This is a genomic window from Dolichospermum lemmermannii CS-548 (genome assembly GCF_028330815.1).
Taxonomy (GTDB): domain Bacteria; phylum Cyanobacteriota; class Cyanobacteriia; order Cyanobacteriales; family Nostocaceae; genus Dolichospermum; species Dolichospermum lemmermannii.
Map to the genome: position 1 here is coordinate 24,341 of NZ_JAQMTJ010000067.1, position 16,985 is coordinate 41,325.

General features: G+C 34.7%; 18 protein-coding genes and 1 pseudogene. 6 read left to right on the forward strand and 13 right to left on the reverse strand.

All coding sequences use genetic code 11. The annotated features are described in order from the left end of the window. Positions 1-184: 184 nt before the first annotated feature. A complete protein-coding gene (gene ribBA / locus PN450_RS04035) occupies positions 185-1,858 on the reverse strand; it encodes a bifunctional 3,4-dihydroxy-2-butanone-4-phosphate synthase/GTP cyclohydrolase II (RefSeq protein WP_271835489.1) in 1,674 nt (557 codons plus the stop codon). Between the two features lie 171 nt (positions 1,859-2,029). Here ribBA and PN450_RS04040 point away from each other — a divergent pair, with 171 nt between their 5' ends. Next, positions 2,030-2,881, forward strand: coding sequence for a DNA-methyltransferase (locus PN450_RS04040; RefSeq protein WP_271835490.1), 852 nt, complete (start codon positions 2,030-2,032; stop codon positions 2,879-2,881). Positions 2,882-2,897: 16 nt separating this feature from the next. Here the strand turns inward: PN450_RS04040 and PN450_RS04045 are convergent, their stop codons facing one another. Next, a complete protein-coding gene (locus tag PN450_RS04045; protein WP_148760222.1) occupies positions 2,898-3,728 on the reverse strand; it encodes a ScaI family restriction endonuclease in 831 nt (276 codons plus the stop codon). Further along, positions 3,729-3,950, reverse strand: coding sequence for a helix-turn-helix domain-containing protein (locus PN450_RS04050; protein ID WP_027400752.1), 222 nt, complete (start codon positions 3,948-3,950; stop codon positions 3,729-3,731). A 210-nt stretch (positions 3,951-4,160) separates the two neighbouring features. On the opposite strand from PN450_RS04050, the gene argC reads away from it, so the two are divergent. Then, on the forward strand, positions 4,161-5,219 hold the full coding sequence (gene argC / locus PN450_RS04055) for an N-acetyl-gamma-glutamyl-phosphate reductase (RefSeq protein WP_148760224.1): 1,059 nt from the start codon (positions 4,161-4,163) through the stop codon (positions 5,217-5,219). An 87-nt stretch (positions 5,220-5,306) separates the two neighbouring features. Here the strand turns inward: argC and eno (PN450_RS04060) are convergent, their stop codons facing one another. Then, positions 5,307-6,596 carry a phosphopyruvate hydratase gene (gene eno / locus PN450_RS04060; protein WP_148760226.1) on the reverse strand — a complete coding sequence of 430 codons (1,290 nt, stop codon included), beginning with the start codon at positions 6,594-6,596 and terminating at the stop codon, positions 5,307-5,309. A gap of 444 nt (positions 6,597-7,040) precedes the next feature. Here eno (PN450_RS04060) and PN450_RS04065 point away from each other — a divergent pair, with 444 nt between their 5' ends. Both PN450_RS04065 and PN450_RS04070 read left to right on the forward strand, forming a co-directional pair. Continuing rightward, positions 7,041-7,280: a class I SAM-dependent methyltransferase gene (locus PN450_RS04065; protein WP_148766743.1), complete on the forward strand. Its 240-nt coding sequence runs from the start codon at positions 7,041-7,043 to the stop codon at positions 7,278-7,280. Positions 7,281-7,397: 117 nt separating this feature from the next. Further along, the gene (locus PN450_RS04070) at positions 7,398-7,535 is read left to right on the forward strand and encodes a hypothetical protein (RefSeq protein WP_271835491.1); all 138 of its coding nucleotides are present in this window, start codon (positions 7,398-7,400) and stop codon (positions 7,533-7,535) included. A gap of 377 nt (positions 7,536-7,912) precedes the next feature. On the opposite strand, the gene PN450_RS04075 is transcribed toward PN450_RS04070, so the two are convergent. The 7 genes and pseudogenes from PN450_RS04075 to PN450_RS04105 form a co-directional block, all read right to left on the reverse strand. Then, the gene (locus PN450_RS04075) at positions 7,913-8,248 is read right to left on the reverse strand and encodes a XisI protein (RefSeq protein WP_148760228.1); all 336 of its coding nucleotides are present in this window, start codon (positions 8,246-8,248) and stop codon (positions 7,913-7,915) included. Continuing rightward, positions 8,236-8,655, reverse strand: coding sequence for an element excision factor XisH family protein (locus PN450_RS04080; protein ID WP_027400758.1), 420 nt, complete (start codon positions 8,653-8,655; stop codon positions 8,236-8,238). The genes PN450_RS04075 and PN450_RS04080 overlap by 13 nt, the downstream gene beginning before the upstream one ends. A 33-nt stretch (positions 8,656-8,688) precedes the next feature. Then, a pseudogene (gene eno, locus PN450_RS04085) lies at positions 8,689-9,084 on the reverse strand (phosphopyruvate hydratase); the annotation flags it as partial. 147 nt (positions 9,085-9,231) lie between these two features. Next, on the reverse strand, positions 9,232-10,731 hold the full coding sequence (locus PN450_RS04090; protein WP_271835492.1) for a TolC family protein: 1,500 nt from the start codon (positions 10,729-10,731) through the stop codon (positions 9,232-9,234). A gap of 67 nt (positions 10,732-10,798) precedes the next feature. After that, positions 10,799-11,980, reverse strand: coding sequence for an ABC transporter permease (locus PN450_RS04095; protein WP_271835493.1), 1,182 nt, complete (start codon positions 11,978-11,980; stop codon positions 10,799-10,801). A gap of 257 nt (positions 11,981-12,237) precedes the next feature. After that, positions 12,238-13,761: an efflux RND transporter periplasmic adaptor subunit gene (locus PN450_RS04100; RefSeq protein WP_271835494.1), complete on the reverse strand. Its 1,524-nt coding sequence runs from the start codon at positions 13,759-13,761 to the stop codon at positions 12,238-12,240. Positions 13,762-13,998: 237 nt separating this feature from the next. Beyond that, entirely contained in the window at positions 13,999-14,397 is a 399-nt protein-coding gene (locus tag PN450_RS04105) for a hypothetical protein (RefSeq protein ID WP_271835495.1), read from the reverse strand. A 571-nt stretch (positions 14,398-14,968) separates the two neighbouring features. Between PN450_RS04105 and PN450_RS04110 the strand changes: the two genes are divergently transcribed. Continuing rightward, entirely contained in the window at positions 14,969-15,142 is a 174-nt protein-coding gene (locus tag PN450_RS04110) for a hypothetical protein (RefSeq protein WP_271835496.1), read from the forward strand. Between the two features lie 334 nt (positions 15,143-15,476). Here PN450_RS04110 and PN450_RS04115 read toward each other — a convergent pair whose 3' ends face one another. After that, a complete protein-coding gene (locus PN450_RS04115; protein ID WP_148760238.1) occupies positions 15,477-15,869 on the reverse strand; it encodes a hypothetical protein in 393 nt (130 codons plus the stop codon). Positions 15,870-15,906: 37 nt separating this feature from the next. Beyond that, a complete protein-coding gene (locus PN450_RS04120; RefSeq protein ID WP_271835497.1) occupies positions 15,907-16,365 on the reverse strand; it encodes a hypothetical protein in 459 nt (152 codons plus the stop codon). Positions 16,366-16,509: 144 nt separating this feature from the next. On the opposite strand from PN450_RS04120, the gene PN450_RS04125 reads away from it, so the two are divergent. Beyond that, positions 16,510-16,881 (forward strand): helix-turn-helix domain-containing protein, encoded by a 372-nt coding sequence (locus PN450_RS04125; protein ID WP_271835498.1) that lies wholly within the window; start codon positions 16,510-16,512, stop codon positions 16,879-16,881. Positions 16,882-16,985 lie beyond the last annotated feature (104 nt).

Sequence of the window (16,985 nt, forward strand, 5' to 3'; positions counted from 1 at the left end):
GTTGGTTATCCGTCTATAACCCACAAATTATTATAAATAGTAAAAATTATACTTTTTGTCCTTGCTAATTTCTAGTTGATAGCAACTTTTATTTGTGGGGTTATTCAAGCATACATAAATAATCAACAAATAGCTCTAGTTATAAAACTAAAGCTATGATTAATCTATGGAAATTCAGCAAACCCTACTTACTAAAACTGTAAATGTGCTGTGTTTGAAAAATACCTTTTAAAGAAGAAGGTAGTACACCATCAGCGAAAGTTTGCCTATCTAACTGTACTTGCAAATTACTCAAAGGATCGCTACCTATCGCAATCAGAAATTCCATTTTCTGAATATAGGGTAAAGTTGCAATTTCATCTAAAATCTGGCAAATTGCTTGCAGGTAAGGATGACCTTTTTGTTGATACCAATTGGATTCAGCAATATTAGCTTGGTCAAAACCTAAATGTACAGTTAAAGAGGGTTGATCAAATAAAGCGATTCCTAATGGACGGGCTTCTTCCTGTAACAATAAATGTTGATTTTTGGATAAATACCGTAATTTCTCTAATCGTTCATAACGTTCAGTCACCGATTCCGGTTCATCTTGCCAATGTATGGCAACTGTAACTAGATAAGTTTGTAACAGCATATGTCCCAATTTCTTAGCTTTAGTAGCTAGGTAATAGGAATTAAAATCATTAGACTCAATTAAGAGGGGAACACGATCTACCACGTCTAATCCATAACCTTTGACACCAGCAATTTTACGGGGATTATTAGTGATCAAACGAATTTTTTTAATACCCAAATCCATGAGAATTTGCGCTCCCATACCATAATCACGCAAATCAGCAGGAAACCCTAAACGCTCATTTGCTTCCACCGTATCCAGTCCCATATCTTGTAAAGAATAGGCCTTGAGCTTGTTAACTAAGCCTATACCCCGTCCCTCTTGACGTAGGTAAACAACGACACCTTGACCAGCATTTTCAATCATTTTTAATGCGGCTTGTAACTGCATCCGACAGTCACAGCGCAGAGAACCTAAAGCATCTCCTGTTAAACATTCCGAGTGCATTCGCACCATCACGGCTTCATCTCCAAAATTTGCCGGATCTCCCTTGACAATGGCAACGTGTTCTGTATTATCTAGGGTGTGACGGTAGCCGTAAATATCAAATTGACCGAACTGGCTGGGGAGTTTGGTAATGATTTCTCGATATATCAGGCGATCATTTTGGAGACGATAACTGATTAAATCAGCAATGCTAATAATTTTCAGGTGATGATTTTTGGCATATTCCATTAACTGATGTAACCGCGCCATTGAACCATCAGAGTTTTGAATTTCGCAAATTACCCCGGCTGGATAGAGTCCCGCTAGTCTGGATAGGTCTACAGCGGCTTCTGTATGTCCAGCCCGTTTGAGTACGCCTCCCGGTCTAGCCCGCAGGGGAAAAATATGACCTGGACGGCGTAATTCTTCCGGTTTTGTGTCTGGGTTGAGGGCGACTTGGATGGTGCGGGCGCGGTCTTCGGCGGAAATGCCAGTGCTAACGCCCAAATGGGGACCAGCATCAATACTAACAGTAAAGGCGGTTTGGTTAGTATCTGTGAGTTTGCTGACCATTAATGGTAAGTCTAGTTCATCAAGGCGATCGCCTGTCATTGCCAAACAAATCAGCCCTCTGGCTTCTACAGCCATGAAGTTGATCATATCCGGGGTGGCAAATTGGGCGGCGCAAATTAAATCACCTTCATTTTCTCGATTTTCGTCATCTACAACAACGATGACACGACCGGCTTTGAGATCGGCCAAAGCGGACTCAATAGGATCAAATTTAAAGGTTTGGGTAATATTAGGCTGTGACACAGAAAATTTCCAGCTATTAACGTAAAGTTTTTTAACAATTTCTTATTTTAGATTGTAGCTTGTTTATCGGAATTAGAGCTTTTGTGAGATAACTAAACTGTTACTTGCTAATAAAATAGTTCATATATACTATCAGCAGTTTAGAGTACCATATACACAGATTATTAAGCTATGAATTTCAATGATATAAGTAAATTACTAGGTAAACCCTACTTTCAAACGTCTAATTGTCTCATTTACAATTTAGATTGTTTAGAGGCAATGAAAATTTTACCAGATGAATCAATTAATTTAACTGTCACCAGTCCGCCGTATAATATTGGCAAGGAATATGAAAATTTATTGCCATTAGACGATTATATAAATTGGTGTGAACAATGGATAAAAGAAGTTTATCGTCTGACTTTATGTGATGGAGCTTTTTGGCTAAATTTAGGTTATTTATCTATTAAAAATCGTGCTAAAGCAATTCCTATTTCCTATTTACTTTGGGATAAAATTCCTTTTTATTTAATTCAGGAAATTGTTTGGAATTATGGTGCTGGAGTCGCAGGAAGTAAGTTCTTTTCACCTAGAAATGAGAAATTTTTATGGTATGTAAAAAATTCAGAAGCTTATACTTTTAATCTTGACGATATTCGTGATCCTAATGTTAAATATCCCAATCAAAAAAAGAATGGTAAAATCAGGGTTAATCCTTTAGGTAAAAATCCTACTGATGTTTGGGAATTTCCGAAAGTAACTTCTGGACAAAACCGATCTTCAAAAGAAAGAACACCACACCCAGCACAGTTTCCCTCTGCTGTCATTCAAAGAATAATTCAAGCATCTTCAAATCAAAATCAAATTATCCTAGATCCATTTTTGGGTTCAGGTACTACTGCTATGGTAGCTTTAGATTTAAATCGGCTAGTAATTGGTTTTGAAATTCGTCAAGATTACTGTGATATTGCTGCTAATAGAATTGAAACTTTTTTGAAAGAACAAAGTTGTCAAGTAGAACAAATGTCTTTATTTCTATAAAGGTATTTTTGTATTTTTAAGTTAACCACCACCAAACACTATTTATTATGTTTTTACCCAGCGCAAATTTTTCAATCCCCGAATTCAATTTAAGTATATTGTGATATTTTTCCTGCGCTTTGGCTTTTTTAACAGTTTGATTATTACCTTGATAATCACTTAATTCCTGAATAATTTTTATTCCTTCCTTATTCATCTCATTCGCAATTACATCACCAACTTTGCATAATAAATTAACAGGAGAATCTAAAATATATTCTCCTGATATTGTAAAAAGTTTATGCTCATAGACTTTTTGATCTAAACCAGATGCCTGACCTGTTGCTGATTTTTGTGCATTCCAATCTTCATGGTCTATCCAACCGAATCTTAATAATGTTAAACTTTGCTGGTAGAAATTAGCTGTAATATAATAACCAGACTTTTCTTTTTTAGCAAGCTCCTCATTATTTTCATCTTTTGCTTTTTGACCATAGCTGCGATTTCCAAAAATTTTTGTGCCAAGCTGACCAGAAGTTTTTATCTCTATTGAATATCTTGTATCCTTTAGATAAACAATATCTTTTTCATCTTTACTTTGTGTTCCTCTCCATTCCTCTGGATAACGCTTTTGCAATTCTTTGGCAAAGAGTTTTTCAAAAAAATAACCCACCATAATAGCTGGTGGATCAATTTCTGCCAGGCTCAAATATGTGTCTTCCTCTCCTATTTTTGTTTGCCATAAAAGCTGCCAACTCTTTAAAGCAACCTCTCTAATAACATTTGGCTTGAGAGGATGTTCTTCTATCAGTTCTTTTGTTTTATCTGCCCATTTTTCAACTGGAATACTGGCATAAGGAAATACCATTTAGTCTAAACCTTTTAATAATTCACTGGGTGACATTCCCAAAGCCTGAGCAATACGGATAATATTTAACAAAGCAATATTTCTTTCACCACGTTCAACACCACCGATGTAGTTGCGATGTAGTCCTGACAGTTCTGCTAACTGTTCTTGGGAAAGATTTTGTGCTTTTCTGATTGTGCGAATGTATTCGCCAAATTTTTGAAGTTGAGAATTTTCTGTCACATAGCAAACATAATCTTTAGTGGTACTGATTTTCTACACACTATGAGTGTGATTATTTTTTAAAGATATTTGTGATTATAGGTACGCTAAAAGATCCGCTTTGCTATACAATGCAGCGAAAGTTCAATCAGAAGTCATCAGTAATTAGTTAGTAGCTTGACTGCTGATGATTGATAATAGATAACTAAAAGTAGATAAGGATTTAAGATCATGGGAAATTTAAGACGCGTACCAGTTGGAATTGTTGGCGCGTCAGGGTATGGCGGAGTACAGCTAGTGCGACTGCTGATGGATCATCCTCAAGTGGAAATTGTTTATTTAGGTGGTGAAAGTAGTGCAGGTAAATCCTTTGCTGACCTTTACCCACAGTTCGGTAATATAGTAAATTTGCCCATTGAAGCAGTACAACCGGATATTATTGCTAGTCGTTGTGAAGTGGTATTTCTGTCTTTACCCAATGGACTGGCTTGCCAAATTGCTCCCCAACTTATAGAAAAAGGTTGTAAGGTACTGGATCTGAGTGCTGATTATCGCTTTGGTGATTTGAAAACTTATACAGATTGGTATGGTACAGAAAGAAGCGATCGCACTATAGCCGCCACAGCAGTTTATGGTTTACCAGAATTGTACCGCGATCGCATTGCCGAATCAAATCTAATTGGCTGTCCCGGTTGCTATCCTACAGCCAGTTTACTGGCACTTTCCCCACTTTTAAAACAAGGGTTAATAGTTCCCGAAACAGCCATTATTGATGCCAAATCCGGCACATCTGGGGGCGGCAGACAAGCCAAAGTTAACCTGTTGTTAGCCGAAGCTGATAACTCTCTAGGTGCTTATAACGTCGGTAGACACCGCCACACCCCAGAAATTGAGCAAATTTGTAGTGAATTGGCAGGTCATGACGTAAAAATCCAATTTACACCCCACCTCATCCCTATGGTGCGGGGGATTTTAGCCACTGTGTACGCCACTATGCGCGATCCTGGTTTAGTCCGTGATGACCTGATTACCATCTACAGTGCCTTTTATCGTAATTCCCCTTGGGTGAAAATCTGCAATAGTGGCACTTATCCCCAAACTAAATGGGCGTGTGGCAGTAACAATTGTTATATCGGCATAGAAGTTGACCCCCGCACTGGTCGCGTTATCGTCATGTCAGCCATTGACAACCTGATAAAAGGTCAAGCCGGTCAAGCAATTCAATGTATGAACCTGATGCTAGGCTGGCATGAAACCTTGGGATTACCTAAAGTTGGGTTTTATCCTTAATTCGGTAATGGGTAATGGGTAATGGGTAATGGGTAATGCTGTTTACAATCACCAATCACCAATCACCAATTACCAATCACCAATTGCCTATTTTGGTCCTAAACCAACAGTACCAGCATAGACGGCGCGATCGCCTAATTCATCTTCAATTCTGAGTAAACGATTGTATTTAGCTACCCGTTCACTACGACATAGAGAACCTGTTTTAATTTGACCGGCGCGAGTAGCTACAGCTAAATCAGCAATGGTTGTATCTTCAGTTTCACCGGAACGATGGCTAATTACTGAGCGGAAACCGTTGCGAGTGGCTAAATCAATGGTTTCCAAAGTTTCAGTTAGTGAACCGATTTGATTTAACTTAATCAAAATCGAGTTAGCGGCTTTTTGTTCAATGCCTTTTTGTAAGCGGGTAGCGTTAGTTACAAATAAATCATCACCCACCAATTGTACTTTTGAGCCAATTTTCTGAGTTAGTAATTGCCAACTTTGCCAATCTTCCTCATGTAAACCATCTTCAATGGAAACAATGGGATATTGGTCAACCAACTGACCTAAATAATCAATAAACTCAACAGGACTATGGGATTTACCATCATAAACATATTGTCCATTTTTGTAAAATTCACTTGCAGCCACATCTAAAGCCAAAGCTACTTCTTCACCAGGTTTATAACCAGCTTGTTTAATCGCCGCTACCAGCAATTCTAAAGCCACTTGGTTAGATTCTAGATTAGGTGCAAAACCACCTTCATCACCCACACCAGTCAGCAAACCTTTATCATCTAACACTTTGCTGAGAGTGGCAAACACTTCCGCACCCCAACGCAATGCTTCTTTGAAAGAAGGCGCACCGATAGGAACAATCATAAACTCTTGAAAGTCTACGTTATTAGATGCGTGCGCTCCACCGTTGATCACATTCATTAAAGGGACTGGCAATAGATTCGCCAAAGGTCCACCTAAATAGCGATAGAGAGGAATATCCAAAGCTGCTGCACCTGCTTTAGCTGCTGCTAAAGAAATACCTAAAATGGCATTTGCACCTAAGTTAGATTTGTTAGCTGAACCATCTGTAGCAATCATTGTCCGGTCTAACAATTCTTGGTTGAGGACATCCAAACCTAATAATTTGGGTGCTAATATCTCATTGGCGTTTTTTACCGCGGTGAGGACTCCTTTACCACCATAACGGCTTTTATCCCCATCCCGCAGTTCATGGGCTTCAAATGTGCCTGTAGAAGCCCCGCTAGGAACTTGTGCGAGTCCCACTGCACCACCAGCTAAATGTACTTCCGCTTCTAGTGTAGGTCTTCCCCGTGAGTCGAGGATTTCGCGGGAGACAATGGCTTCAATAGCGGTGTCTAGAAATTTAGTCATTCGTGGTTTGTCCTTGATTTTGAGTATGTCGTCAGGGTTTAACCTTTACAGTTTACTAATAACCCAATCGCTAGTTTATGTGTTTCTGGGGGAAAATCGGCTGAGATTAAAGAAGATTTCCAATAGTGGGGGCAATGGTAAACTTTTACTGAGTAAAAAGTAAAACGTAGACAAACAATCGCTACATCTGTAGTTAAATATGTGTAGAGACTATGTAACGAATAATTACAAAAATCTTTATTTGCTAATATAAATTCATCTGGTATGTTTTATACTGAAATAAATAAAATTTCTATATATATCTATGATTTAGCTAGAATCAACTTTTTCTTATCAAACCCTTTACCTTTAGTTCATTTATTATGTTGATATTTGCTAAAATCAACTTTTTCTTATCAAACCCTTTAGTTCAAGCATTGTTAGGAGCTAAGGTTATTAAATAAAATAAAAACAAAAAATAAAGTTATACTTGATGTTGGTAGCGGCTTCGGTAGAATGCAAAAGCTTTATTCTGAGTCGAAAACAATTATTAACATTGACATTTCTGAGGCTATGCTAAAAAAAGCTAAAGAGATATCAACTCTATCATCAGTTGTTTATTATAAAGCTGATATTAACAAATTACCTTTTGAAAATCAATATTTTGATGTAATTTTTGCAATGCAAATTATGATGCACTTATAGAATCCATTCAATACATTAAAATATTTATCTACTTTTCTAAGTAAAAATGGAGAAATATGGACTGATTTCACTTGTAACGAAGAAATTACCAAGAAAAACTTTTATCAAGAGTCTTTTATGAGTAGAATTTATTCGGAAAAATGTGTAATTGATTCTTGTCTTAATGCTAATTTTTCTATAGGTGATTTAATAAGAATACCAGATAAACATGGTAATTATTGGTTGATTCTCAATTTGCAAAAAACAACAAACTAAAGAATAAACAAACAAACTATACTAAAAACGGCTTAATCGTTCGATTCTATCGGTAGGGGGTTTAGCAGTGCTAAACCCCTACAAATCTATGTTTTTCCTAATCCTGTAAAAGTTAATTTCCCAACCGTGTTTAGTATACCAAATAGGTTGAACATATAGCGGTATGCACTTGAGTGAGATACAGTCAATAAATCGCAAAACCTGTAGTGGCAGGTAAACACCGTACTCAATTGTATTGTATCCAACCCATAATTGCTATATCAAAAGATGGCTGAAATTGAGAAAAGCCACACCAATTTTAATGAAGCTATTCGACTATTCAACGAAATGGAAGCACCCAAGCAAGTTGAGAAAGTGGAAAAAGCAAAAATTCAAAATTAAGCCACAGAAAAATCTGTAAACTGCCGATATTCAGGACGAATAAACCCTAAAATAATATCATCCTTTTCTACTCCTAATTCCAATAATTCCGCAGTTATTCCCCTTTCTGTACCATCCCATTCAATGCAGATTTTACCATCAATAATTCGCAGATGAAATACCACTGCATGAACCCTACCTGTTTTATCCCAACCTGTATCCATTAACAAATAATTATCAGATTCTTGATCACAAATACACAAAGCCTCAATTTTTCCATGACTAGGTTGATATTGAGCGTGTTTTTTCACAATACTAACTATAATTCTTCTGTATTTTTCTAACTTATCCATTGTACAATTACCTCCTGAATTGGATCGAAAATAATGTAATTAATCTGCTGTTGATCACTTAAAATATCTTGAATAGCTGGTTTAAGAAAAAAGTCTTGATAAGCAGCTTCAGGAATCGCTAAATATAATTTACGTTCTGGATTGATTCTTTTAATTAAACTAACATAAATATTATATTGTCCTAATGTTTTTTCTAATTCTGTAATTAAAGAAGGGCTATTAAAAACTTTTATTTCAATTACAATCTTTTGCTGCATCTTCTGGGCAGCAAATAATTTTTCTGCTCCTAAATCAGCATATAAACGCAAGCCTTTGTATTCTAGTATAAAGGGGTCATCGGTAATTACCCATCCATCTTTGGTTAGAGCATTTTTAACTTGATTGTGATATAAATCGTACTGTGGCATTACTAAATCAAGAATATTAACTTTAGCCTAACAAAAACCACCTTCATCACCCACACCAGTCAGCAAACCTTTATCATCTAACACTTTGCTGAGAGTCGCAAATACTTCCGCACCCCAACGCAATGCTTCTTTAAAAGAAGGCGCACCGATAGGAACAATCATAAACTCTTGAAAATCAACGTTATTAGATGCGTGCGCTCCACCGTTGATCACATTCATTAAAGGGACTGGCAATAGATTCGCCAAAGGTCCACCCAAATAGCGATAGAGGGGAATATCTAAAGCTGCTGCACCTGCTTTGGCTGCTGCTAAAGAAATACCTAAAATAGCATTTGCGCCTAAGTTAGATTTGTTAGCTGAACCATCTGTAGCAATCATTGTCCGGTCTAACAATTCTTGGTTGAGGACATCCAAACCTAATAATTTGGGAGTATGGAAGGAAACACGGAATTTGTCTGAATCAGGATATTCAGGATTACAGGATGTACAGGATTATTTATACTTTACTTATTTTGAATACATCAATTGCCATTTTCAATATTTATGTACACAATCCTGAAAATCCTCATAATAGTATTATTTAACCCATTTACTTGTAGTAATTCCCAAAAACTGTTCTAGTTGAGTGATACTATTAAGATGATTAATGATAGCATTAAGTTCTTGATTTTGAGCGTCAACTAAACTCTTTTCAAAGTTAATAATATCCGTCATCGAAATATTACTACTTAATCTCATTCTTTCCTTAGCATTTATCACTTTTGATGCTGCTAACTTTCGGGCTTGCTGTGCTAATTCAATTTGCTTAAAAGTATCTTTAACATTACGAATTTTATTTTTCAACTCCTCATTCAAATTATCCTGAGTTTTTGCTAGAGTGTAATTAGCATTTTGTAAGCTAATCTCACTTTTAACTACAGCATTATCTTGACTAAGATTACCAAATTCACGATTTAAGACTAAAGACGAACTCAAATTATTTGTATCTTGAGTATTGGAAGCACTATTAAACCCATAACTCACGTTTAATTTTAAATCTAATTGTTGTTGATTTTTAGATTCTCTTATCCCAAATTTAGCATTTTCCACAGCATTAATAGCAGCAAGATAACCAGTATTATTCGCTTTAGCTAATTCTAGCATTTCTGTAAAAGCTGGTAAATTTAAACTTGTTGGAGGATCAGGTTTTTCCAGAGCAATTAGTTTTTTTGTTATGGGTAAATCTATAATTTTAGTTAATTCAGAAATTGCTTGTTCTAAACTTGATTGTATATTCACTAAATTTACTTCTTGTTGAGCAATATCAGCTTGACGCTCAACCAGATCATTTTTAGGAATTCTCCCAAATTCAAATAATGCTTGTAATCTCTCTAAATCTTTTTTAGCATTAGCAAAAGATAATTGTTCAATTTTCAGTCTTTCTTGAGCTAATAATAAATTTCTATAACTAACTATAGTATTAGTAATTGTTTGAGAAGTAGTATTTTTGAGATTCAAAATATTAGCATTTTCTGTCAATCTGGCTCTTTGAATATTAAGAGTATTTAATCCTGTGCCAAAACCCTTTAATAAAGGTTGACTGAAATTAAGATTGACACTTTGACTTAGAGTATTTGTATCTGAGGAAGTATCTAATGAGCTAGTACGAGATAAAAGATTTTGTCCTTGCCATGTTAAACTTAAATTACCACCTGTAGGAACTTTTAAATTAAAATTAGCACCTAAAAGAGCAGTTGTATTGTTATTTTTATTACTACCAGTTTGATTATTATTCAAATTTAAAGATAGCTGTGGTGTAAAAGTTGGATTAAATTGAGATTCAGTCTCAGCTAATTGTTTTTGATCTAAAATACGTTGGAGATAAGCTATTTTTAAATCTCGATTATTTTGCAAAGCTAAATAAACAGCATCAGCTAATTTTAAAGGTAATTCCTGACTAGAGTTATTTAATAGTAATTGTAAATCAGAATTAGATTTTGGTAAACTTGGTGGATTAGCTATATTTTGACATTTTCCTAAACCCGGAAACAGTAAAATCAAAAGCAAAGATGATATTGGTAATAAAAAACGATTCATAGTAAAAAAATTAAGTAGGTTGGGTTGACGCAAGGAAACCCAACATTAACATTATTCTCAACTTTACTTATTGGGAACGTAAAGCTTCAACAGGATCTAATTTACTAGCTCTCAGCGCAGGTAAAAAACTAGAAACAATACCCACTATAATAGCAGAACTCAGAGAAACTAAAGGCGTTTGATAAGTAAATTGATAGGGTAAATTCAAGAGAGTTACAGTCATAATAGTAATTCCTTGTACTGTAGCTATTGCAATTATTCCTCCTGTCATACTAATAAAAGTTGCTTCTAGTAAAAACTGAATTAAAATATTCTTTTGAGTAGCACCAATAGCGCGTCTTAACCCAATTTCTGGAGTTCGTTCTACAACTGACGCTATAGTAATATTAGCAATTCCCACACCTCCTACAAATAAAGAAATACTTCCAATAAGTAAGAGAATAATAGTCACACCATTTAAGACTTTTTCTAAACTTTTCACCTCTTCAACATTGCTAGAAGCAGAAATCTCTACGTCAGGAAATCTTTTCTTTAAAATGCTAATTGCTTGAATTTGAAGTTGTTCTATATTTTCTGGATTCTTAGGAGTAATAGTAATTTTATCAAAAAAAGGACTTGATTTGAGAGATTGATAAACAGATAAAGGAATTAATATCAATCCTTGTTCTTCTCCCCATGAACTACTTTTTCTAGTTTGAATAATACCTTGAATATAATAAGACTTATTTTGAAAATAAATCATTTTCCCCAATGAATTTTTACCTTTAAATAGTTTTTGTGCGAGTAATTGATCTATAACAACAACAGAACGGATTTGCTGTAAATCATTAACTGTAAAAAACTTACCAGCAATTAATTTCCTTCCCGAAATAGGTAAGAAATCTGGTGTTACTGCTTGACTTTCCACATTGATTTTTTGAGTTCCCAAAAAAATAGCATCATTACCACCATTTTGTATAGGAGCGATATATTTCCAACCAGATAAATTTGTTTTTAACCATGCTAAATCTTCGCTTTGATATTTTTTTTGTTGAGACGTAACCGAGTTATAGGGAGATTGAATAGAAATTTGCGGAGATTCCATTTTTTGTAATTGTGTCTTTAAATATATTTTTCCAATATCACTTACTTGTAAAGTTCCACTCACAGCAAATACACCCATAAAGACACCTAAACTACTCAAAAATGAGCGCAAGGGATTACTGCGTAAAGAGCTAGATGTTAAAGATAATAAATCATTGATGTTCATGGGGATAAATATGTTAAATTTATTCTTTATTATCGGTAAGATTTTAGAAGAATCTCATAGGTGTCAACTTAAGTTAGAAATGGCTTATCTGTTTGCTTCCACACCCGCCCAGAAATGAATTTCCGGGCTAATAACCAAAGTAAACTAAAGTTTACTAAAGAGTTTTATGTTTATTTAGTCATCTTCAGATGACTTTTGCTATTAGACTGGGAATTCATTCCCAGGCGGGCTATGGGTTTGACTACAATATTATATTATTACTGCATTTTTATGACAACATAATCTCCCTCATTTAAAGGATTTTCCAAAGAAGGAATTAATATTTCATCTCCTGGTTTTAAACCAGATTTAACTTCAATATTATCTAATCCTTGTAATCCAGGTTTGATCATTCTTTTAAAAGCCTTACCTTGTTGATCTTTTATCCAAACAAATGTTTCTGATTCATTTTCTTGAATAGCTTCACTAGGAATAACTGTCACATGATCACGTTGAGCGATAATTAAAGCAACTGTCACTGGAGTTCCCGGAACAATATTTTTATTAATTTGATCTAAACCCACAATAGCTGTTATTTTGACATTATCTGTACCTTGATTATTATTTTGGGTATCTCCAGCTAATAAAGATATTTGTTGAACCTTACCAGTTAATTTTTGTGATTGAAACCCAACAATACTAATTTCAGCTTGTTGTCTAATTTTCACCTTAGTTGCGTCCAAAGGAGATAACTTCAATTCCACAATTTGTTGAGTAGGATCACCAATAACTAAAACATCTCCTTTCGGTTCAATTACATCACCTAATTTTGCTTGTAAATTGAGAATTACACCATCAATAGGAGAAGTAATTACTGTTTTTCTTAATTCCTCAGCAATCTTTTGGCGTTGTATTTTGAGTTTATCTATTTCTCTCACAATTTGATTGAGTGCTAATTTAGCTTGGTTTAATTCTTGTACAGCTTGGTCAATTTTAGTTTTAGCTTCTTTCAACTTTTGCTGGGGTTCAGATTTATTATTTCTCACATCTTGCCAAAAACTTTGTAATTCTAATTTCTGCTGTTCTAAATCTAAATTACTTAATGATAATTCATCTTTAGCATTACTTAAATCTGTTTCAGCTTGAGTAACTTTTTTTTCTTGCTCTTTTAATTCAGTTTCCGAAATAAATCCCTTAGCGAAAAGTTGTTTATTTTCTTGTAATTTAGTTTTTGCTTCTTTTAAATCATTTATTTTACCAGTTAATGCTTGTTGTTTTCTGGTAACTTCTAATCTACGTTTTTGAATTTCCCTTATTTTTTCATCTTTTTTCCTGTTAATATCATTTCTATAGGTACTTTGAATATTTCTGTATTCTTGCTGAGTTTCTAATAATTTGCCTTCTGCTTTTTTTAAAGATGACTGTTTATCAAGCAGTTGTAAATTTTTATCTTTTAAATCAGATGCAAATTCTTGTAATTTAATTTGTGTTTCTGTATCTCGCAGACGGATTAAAATTTGATCTTTTTTAACTTGATCTCCAATTTTGACTAATACTTGTTCTACTGTTCCTGTGATTGGAGATTTGATATTTCTTTGATTATCTAATTTTAATATACCACTTTCACCAGTAATTTTATCTTCTACTTTGTCTTGAGTGACTGTTACTATGCGAACGGGAGTGGTTTGAGTTTTAGTTTGGGTAAATATGGCAAAAATTAACCAACACCCAAGAGAAACACTTGTTAAACTTGCCGATATGGTCAACCATTTAAATCCTGGTTTGAATTTAAAGTTTTTCATGATTATTGATTAATACAATTGAAAATAGAGACGTTGCATAAAACGTCTCTACAAAAAATTTATCACAAATGATTGGAAATTATTATTCCAAAATGAGGTATGAAATTGCTTATTTCTGCCACGATAGGGCTTGAAACATTGCTATGAGTAAGCTTGTCTATCATAAGCCCCCTCCTCGCTTGCGGGTAGGGGGCTTGTATTTCACTCAACCAATAACCGCTATATTAAACATTTTGGCTATGGTCTTAATTCACCCGCTGGTGTGTAGATTGGGTAATTGTAGCTTAATGATGAGTTTGCAGCATAAATTCCATTGATTATATAATTTCCATATCCGTAGTATGCTCTCGATTGCCTGCAACTTTGTCTAATAGTATCTGCTGATGTTGGCGTTGCAAAATAGGTAATTCTAGTATCTCTTGTCTTCTGCCATGAACCGTTTAACACAAACCAACCGTTGTTTGGTTTTAATCCCCATTTCCAAAGTCTATGATTTCCTTTTTGAAAATAGCAGACAACGGATGTTGTCGTATTTGGATTTGGTATTGGAAAGGCTTGCGCTAATTGTGTATAAGCGATAGCAGATACGGTAAAAGCTGTGAGAGCGAAAGATGCCAAAGCGATTTTTTTCTTCATGTTTTAAACCTCATTAAACTGAGTTCTTTTGGTTAATTACTCTACAGCTAGATAGTTGAATCTAGTTAACTATTGACAAGTCATTTTTCTATACCGACTATTTCACGTCCGTAAAAAAAACACCCGCATTTCTACTGATTTTTCTCAACCCAAGAGTATTGAATCTTCATGAAAATGGCATATTTATGAAATTATGGTGAAATTCAACAGATATTCTAAATTCAATATCAACGTAAAATTAATTACAAAGAAACACGACCTATATCATGATCATAAAGCTGTGAATAAGCCGTAAATGTTAGCATTAAAAAGAATCTAGTAAAATAGTATTTTATGTAAATATAACTATTGTTTATGTTTTTAATTTATCATACTGGGTGAGCAATTACGTAAGAGGTCGCACCCAAACTATTACAGCGGTTTTCGCTCTTATGAGGTACAAAGTTGAATCATCAAACTCTTGTGGTGCGGGCATCTTGCCCACTATATATGTACCTCATAACACTGAGAAGTGCTGTATCCGTTAAAATACTGATAAAATCTGCCTGTGAATCAGTTGGAACAATAAAAAATGCCTGTGGCATTGCTAAAAAATATTAGCTTTGGCTTAACATATCAAAAAATTAGTCAAACCGAAAAAAGCCACACCAACTTTAATGAAGCTATCCGACTATTCAACGAAATGGAAGCAACCAAGCAAATTGAGAAAGTGAAAAAAGCGAAAAAAGGAAATATTGATTCATAAAATGTAAGGGTTTAGCAATGCTAAACCCCTACCGCGTTGAGTTGGGGTCAAAAAAAATATCATATTACCCAACCGACAAAACAAAACAAAGAATGGTGTTGGGTTTTCTTTCGTCAAACCAACCTACGACTACCAATGTCACTACCAATAACATCATTGTAGTTAGTTGCAGAAACCAAATTTATTTGTGATGGAAATTCTCTTGACATAATATTCTCTATTTGTTTTGTGTTTGTTTAATTTCAGAAATTGTTAGTTAGGTTGTTTTTAGTAATGTTGGGTTTCCTTTCGCCAACCCAACCTACGACTAATCCTATTAATCAATTGCATCTTTTCATTGTTTGGTTAAGCGAGTACCTGTTTCCACATTTAATAAACCCTCTTGAGTTATTTGATATTTTCTCTCACCAGATAATCCTGCTGAACTTGTGACTTGAACATAAATTAAATCTCCGTCACGTCTCCAAATACCTTGTATATTGGTAATTCTTGTACGCGGACGAGTGTAACCACTGTTAATAAAAGATGAGCATTTTTCTAGAAAATCCCCACTGTCATAAAAGAATGAAATACAGTCTTGCTTTATTCCTACGTCACTGTCGCCCTTAGTTGAACTATAAGCAGCAATTAATTTGGGGCTATTTTGTGCTTGAGTTGTGTGAATATTCCACCCAAATATAGAAAATATGACGGTGGTGGTCATTAGTAATTTATGCAGGTTTTTCATGGTAATCTCCTTAGTTACTAAACAGTAAGAGAAAGTTTTATCTAGGATTGTAAATTGTACAGCACAAATCAATAGGTTTACCAGGAACACGCTTGGGTGTACTGTAACCTATAGATTTATAAGAGTTAGAACCTACTACTTGAACAGTCACAGATATGTCTTGTTTGAGATTTTTAATTGTGATCCAATTTGCAAAAGGATTATAAAATCCTCCAGGGAGTGGATTTTCATTCAGCAACTCTGGTTTTGCGTTATCTATCTCAATCCTGACATCATCAAAAGTGTAATTACCATCTCGACGAAGATTAATCTTTCCTTGTTGTCTAAGTTTGTGGATTGCATCAACGGCAAATTGAACCGTATCACCAATACTAGGTTGAGATTGGGCAATTAAAAAGTATGCTGGTATGGATTGTGCTTGAGCTATATTTACATTCCAGCCAAACATGGAAACTATGGCTGTTGTACCCATCAATAATTTATGGAATTTGTTCATAGTAATTTCTTAGAGAATAATTTTTATTTACTTGTTTCACTGTAATGCCATAAATCTGAACTCGTGTCTTAGTAATGATTGAGTTGTGTTTGTTTCATGATTGTTTTATACTCAACTTATGATTGAATAGTTGAAAACCTCTGTATGACACAGACACCTGGACGCAGTACATTGACGGCCTCTGCTGAAGTTAGAAAGAAGGCAAAAACAGCTTTACTTAGGTTAGGATATACACAACAAGTATTAGCTGATTTTCTTAAACTATCTCGATCTACCGTCAGCAAATTTTTTACTGGTAAACCAATTCGAGTTGATGGTTATAAACAAATTTGTGATGAGTTAGGATTGAACTGGGAAGATTGTCTGCCAAGAGAACAACCAATTGTAAGATCACAAACAGATTTTTTCTGCATTGCAGTAACTGATCAGGAGGAAAAAACAATGCAAACACTTCATCGTCAAAGTCGTCAAATAATTGTCATAAGTAGGTCGGCGGAAAAGTTTCTAACTATGTAACGAAAAGTTAAGAATGGTTATTTTTGTTAAAATGAATACGTTCTGTACTGTATTGTCCTTTTTCTCCCCTAGCTTTAACCCCATTCATTACGGCATATGCAAGG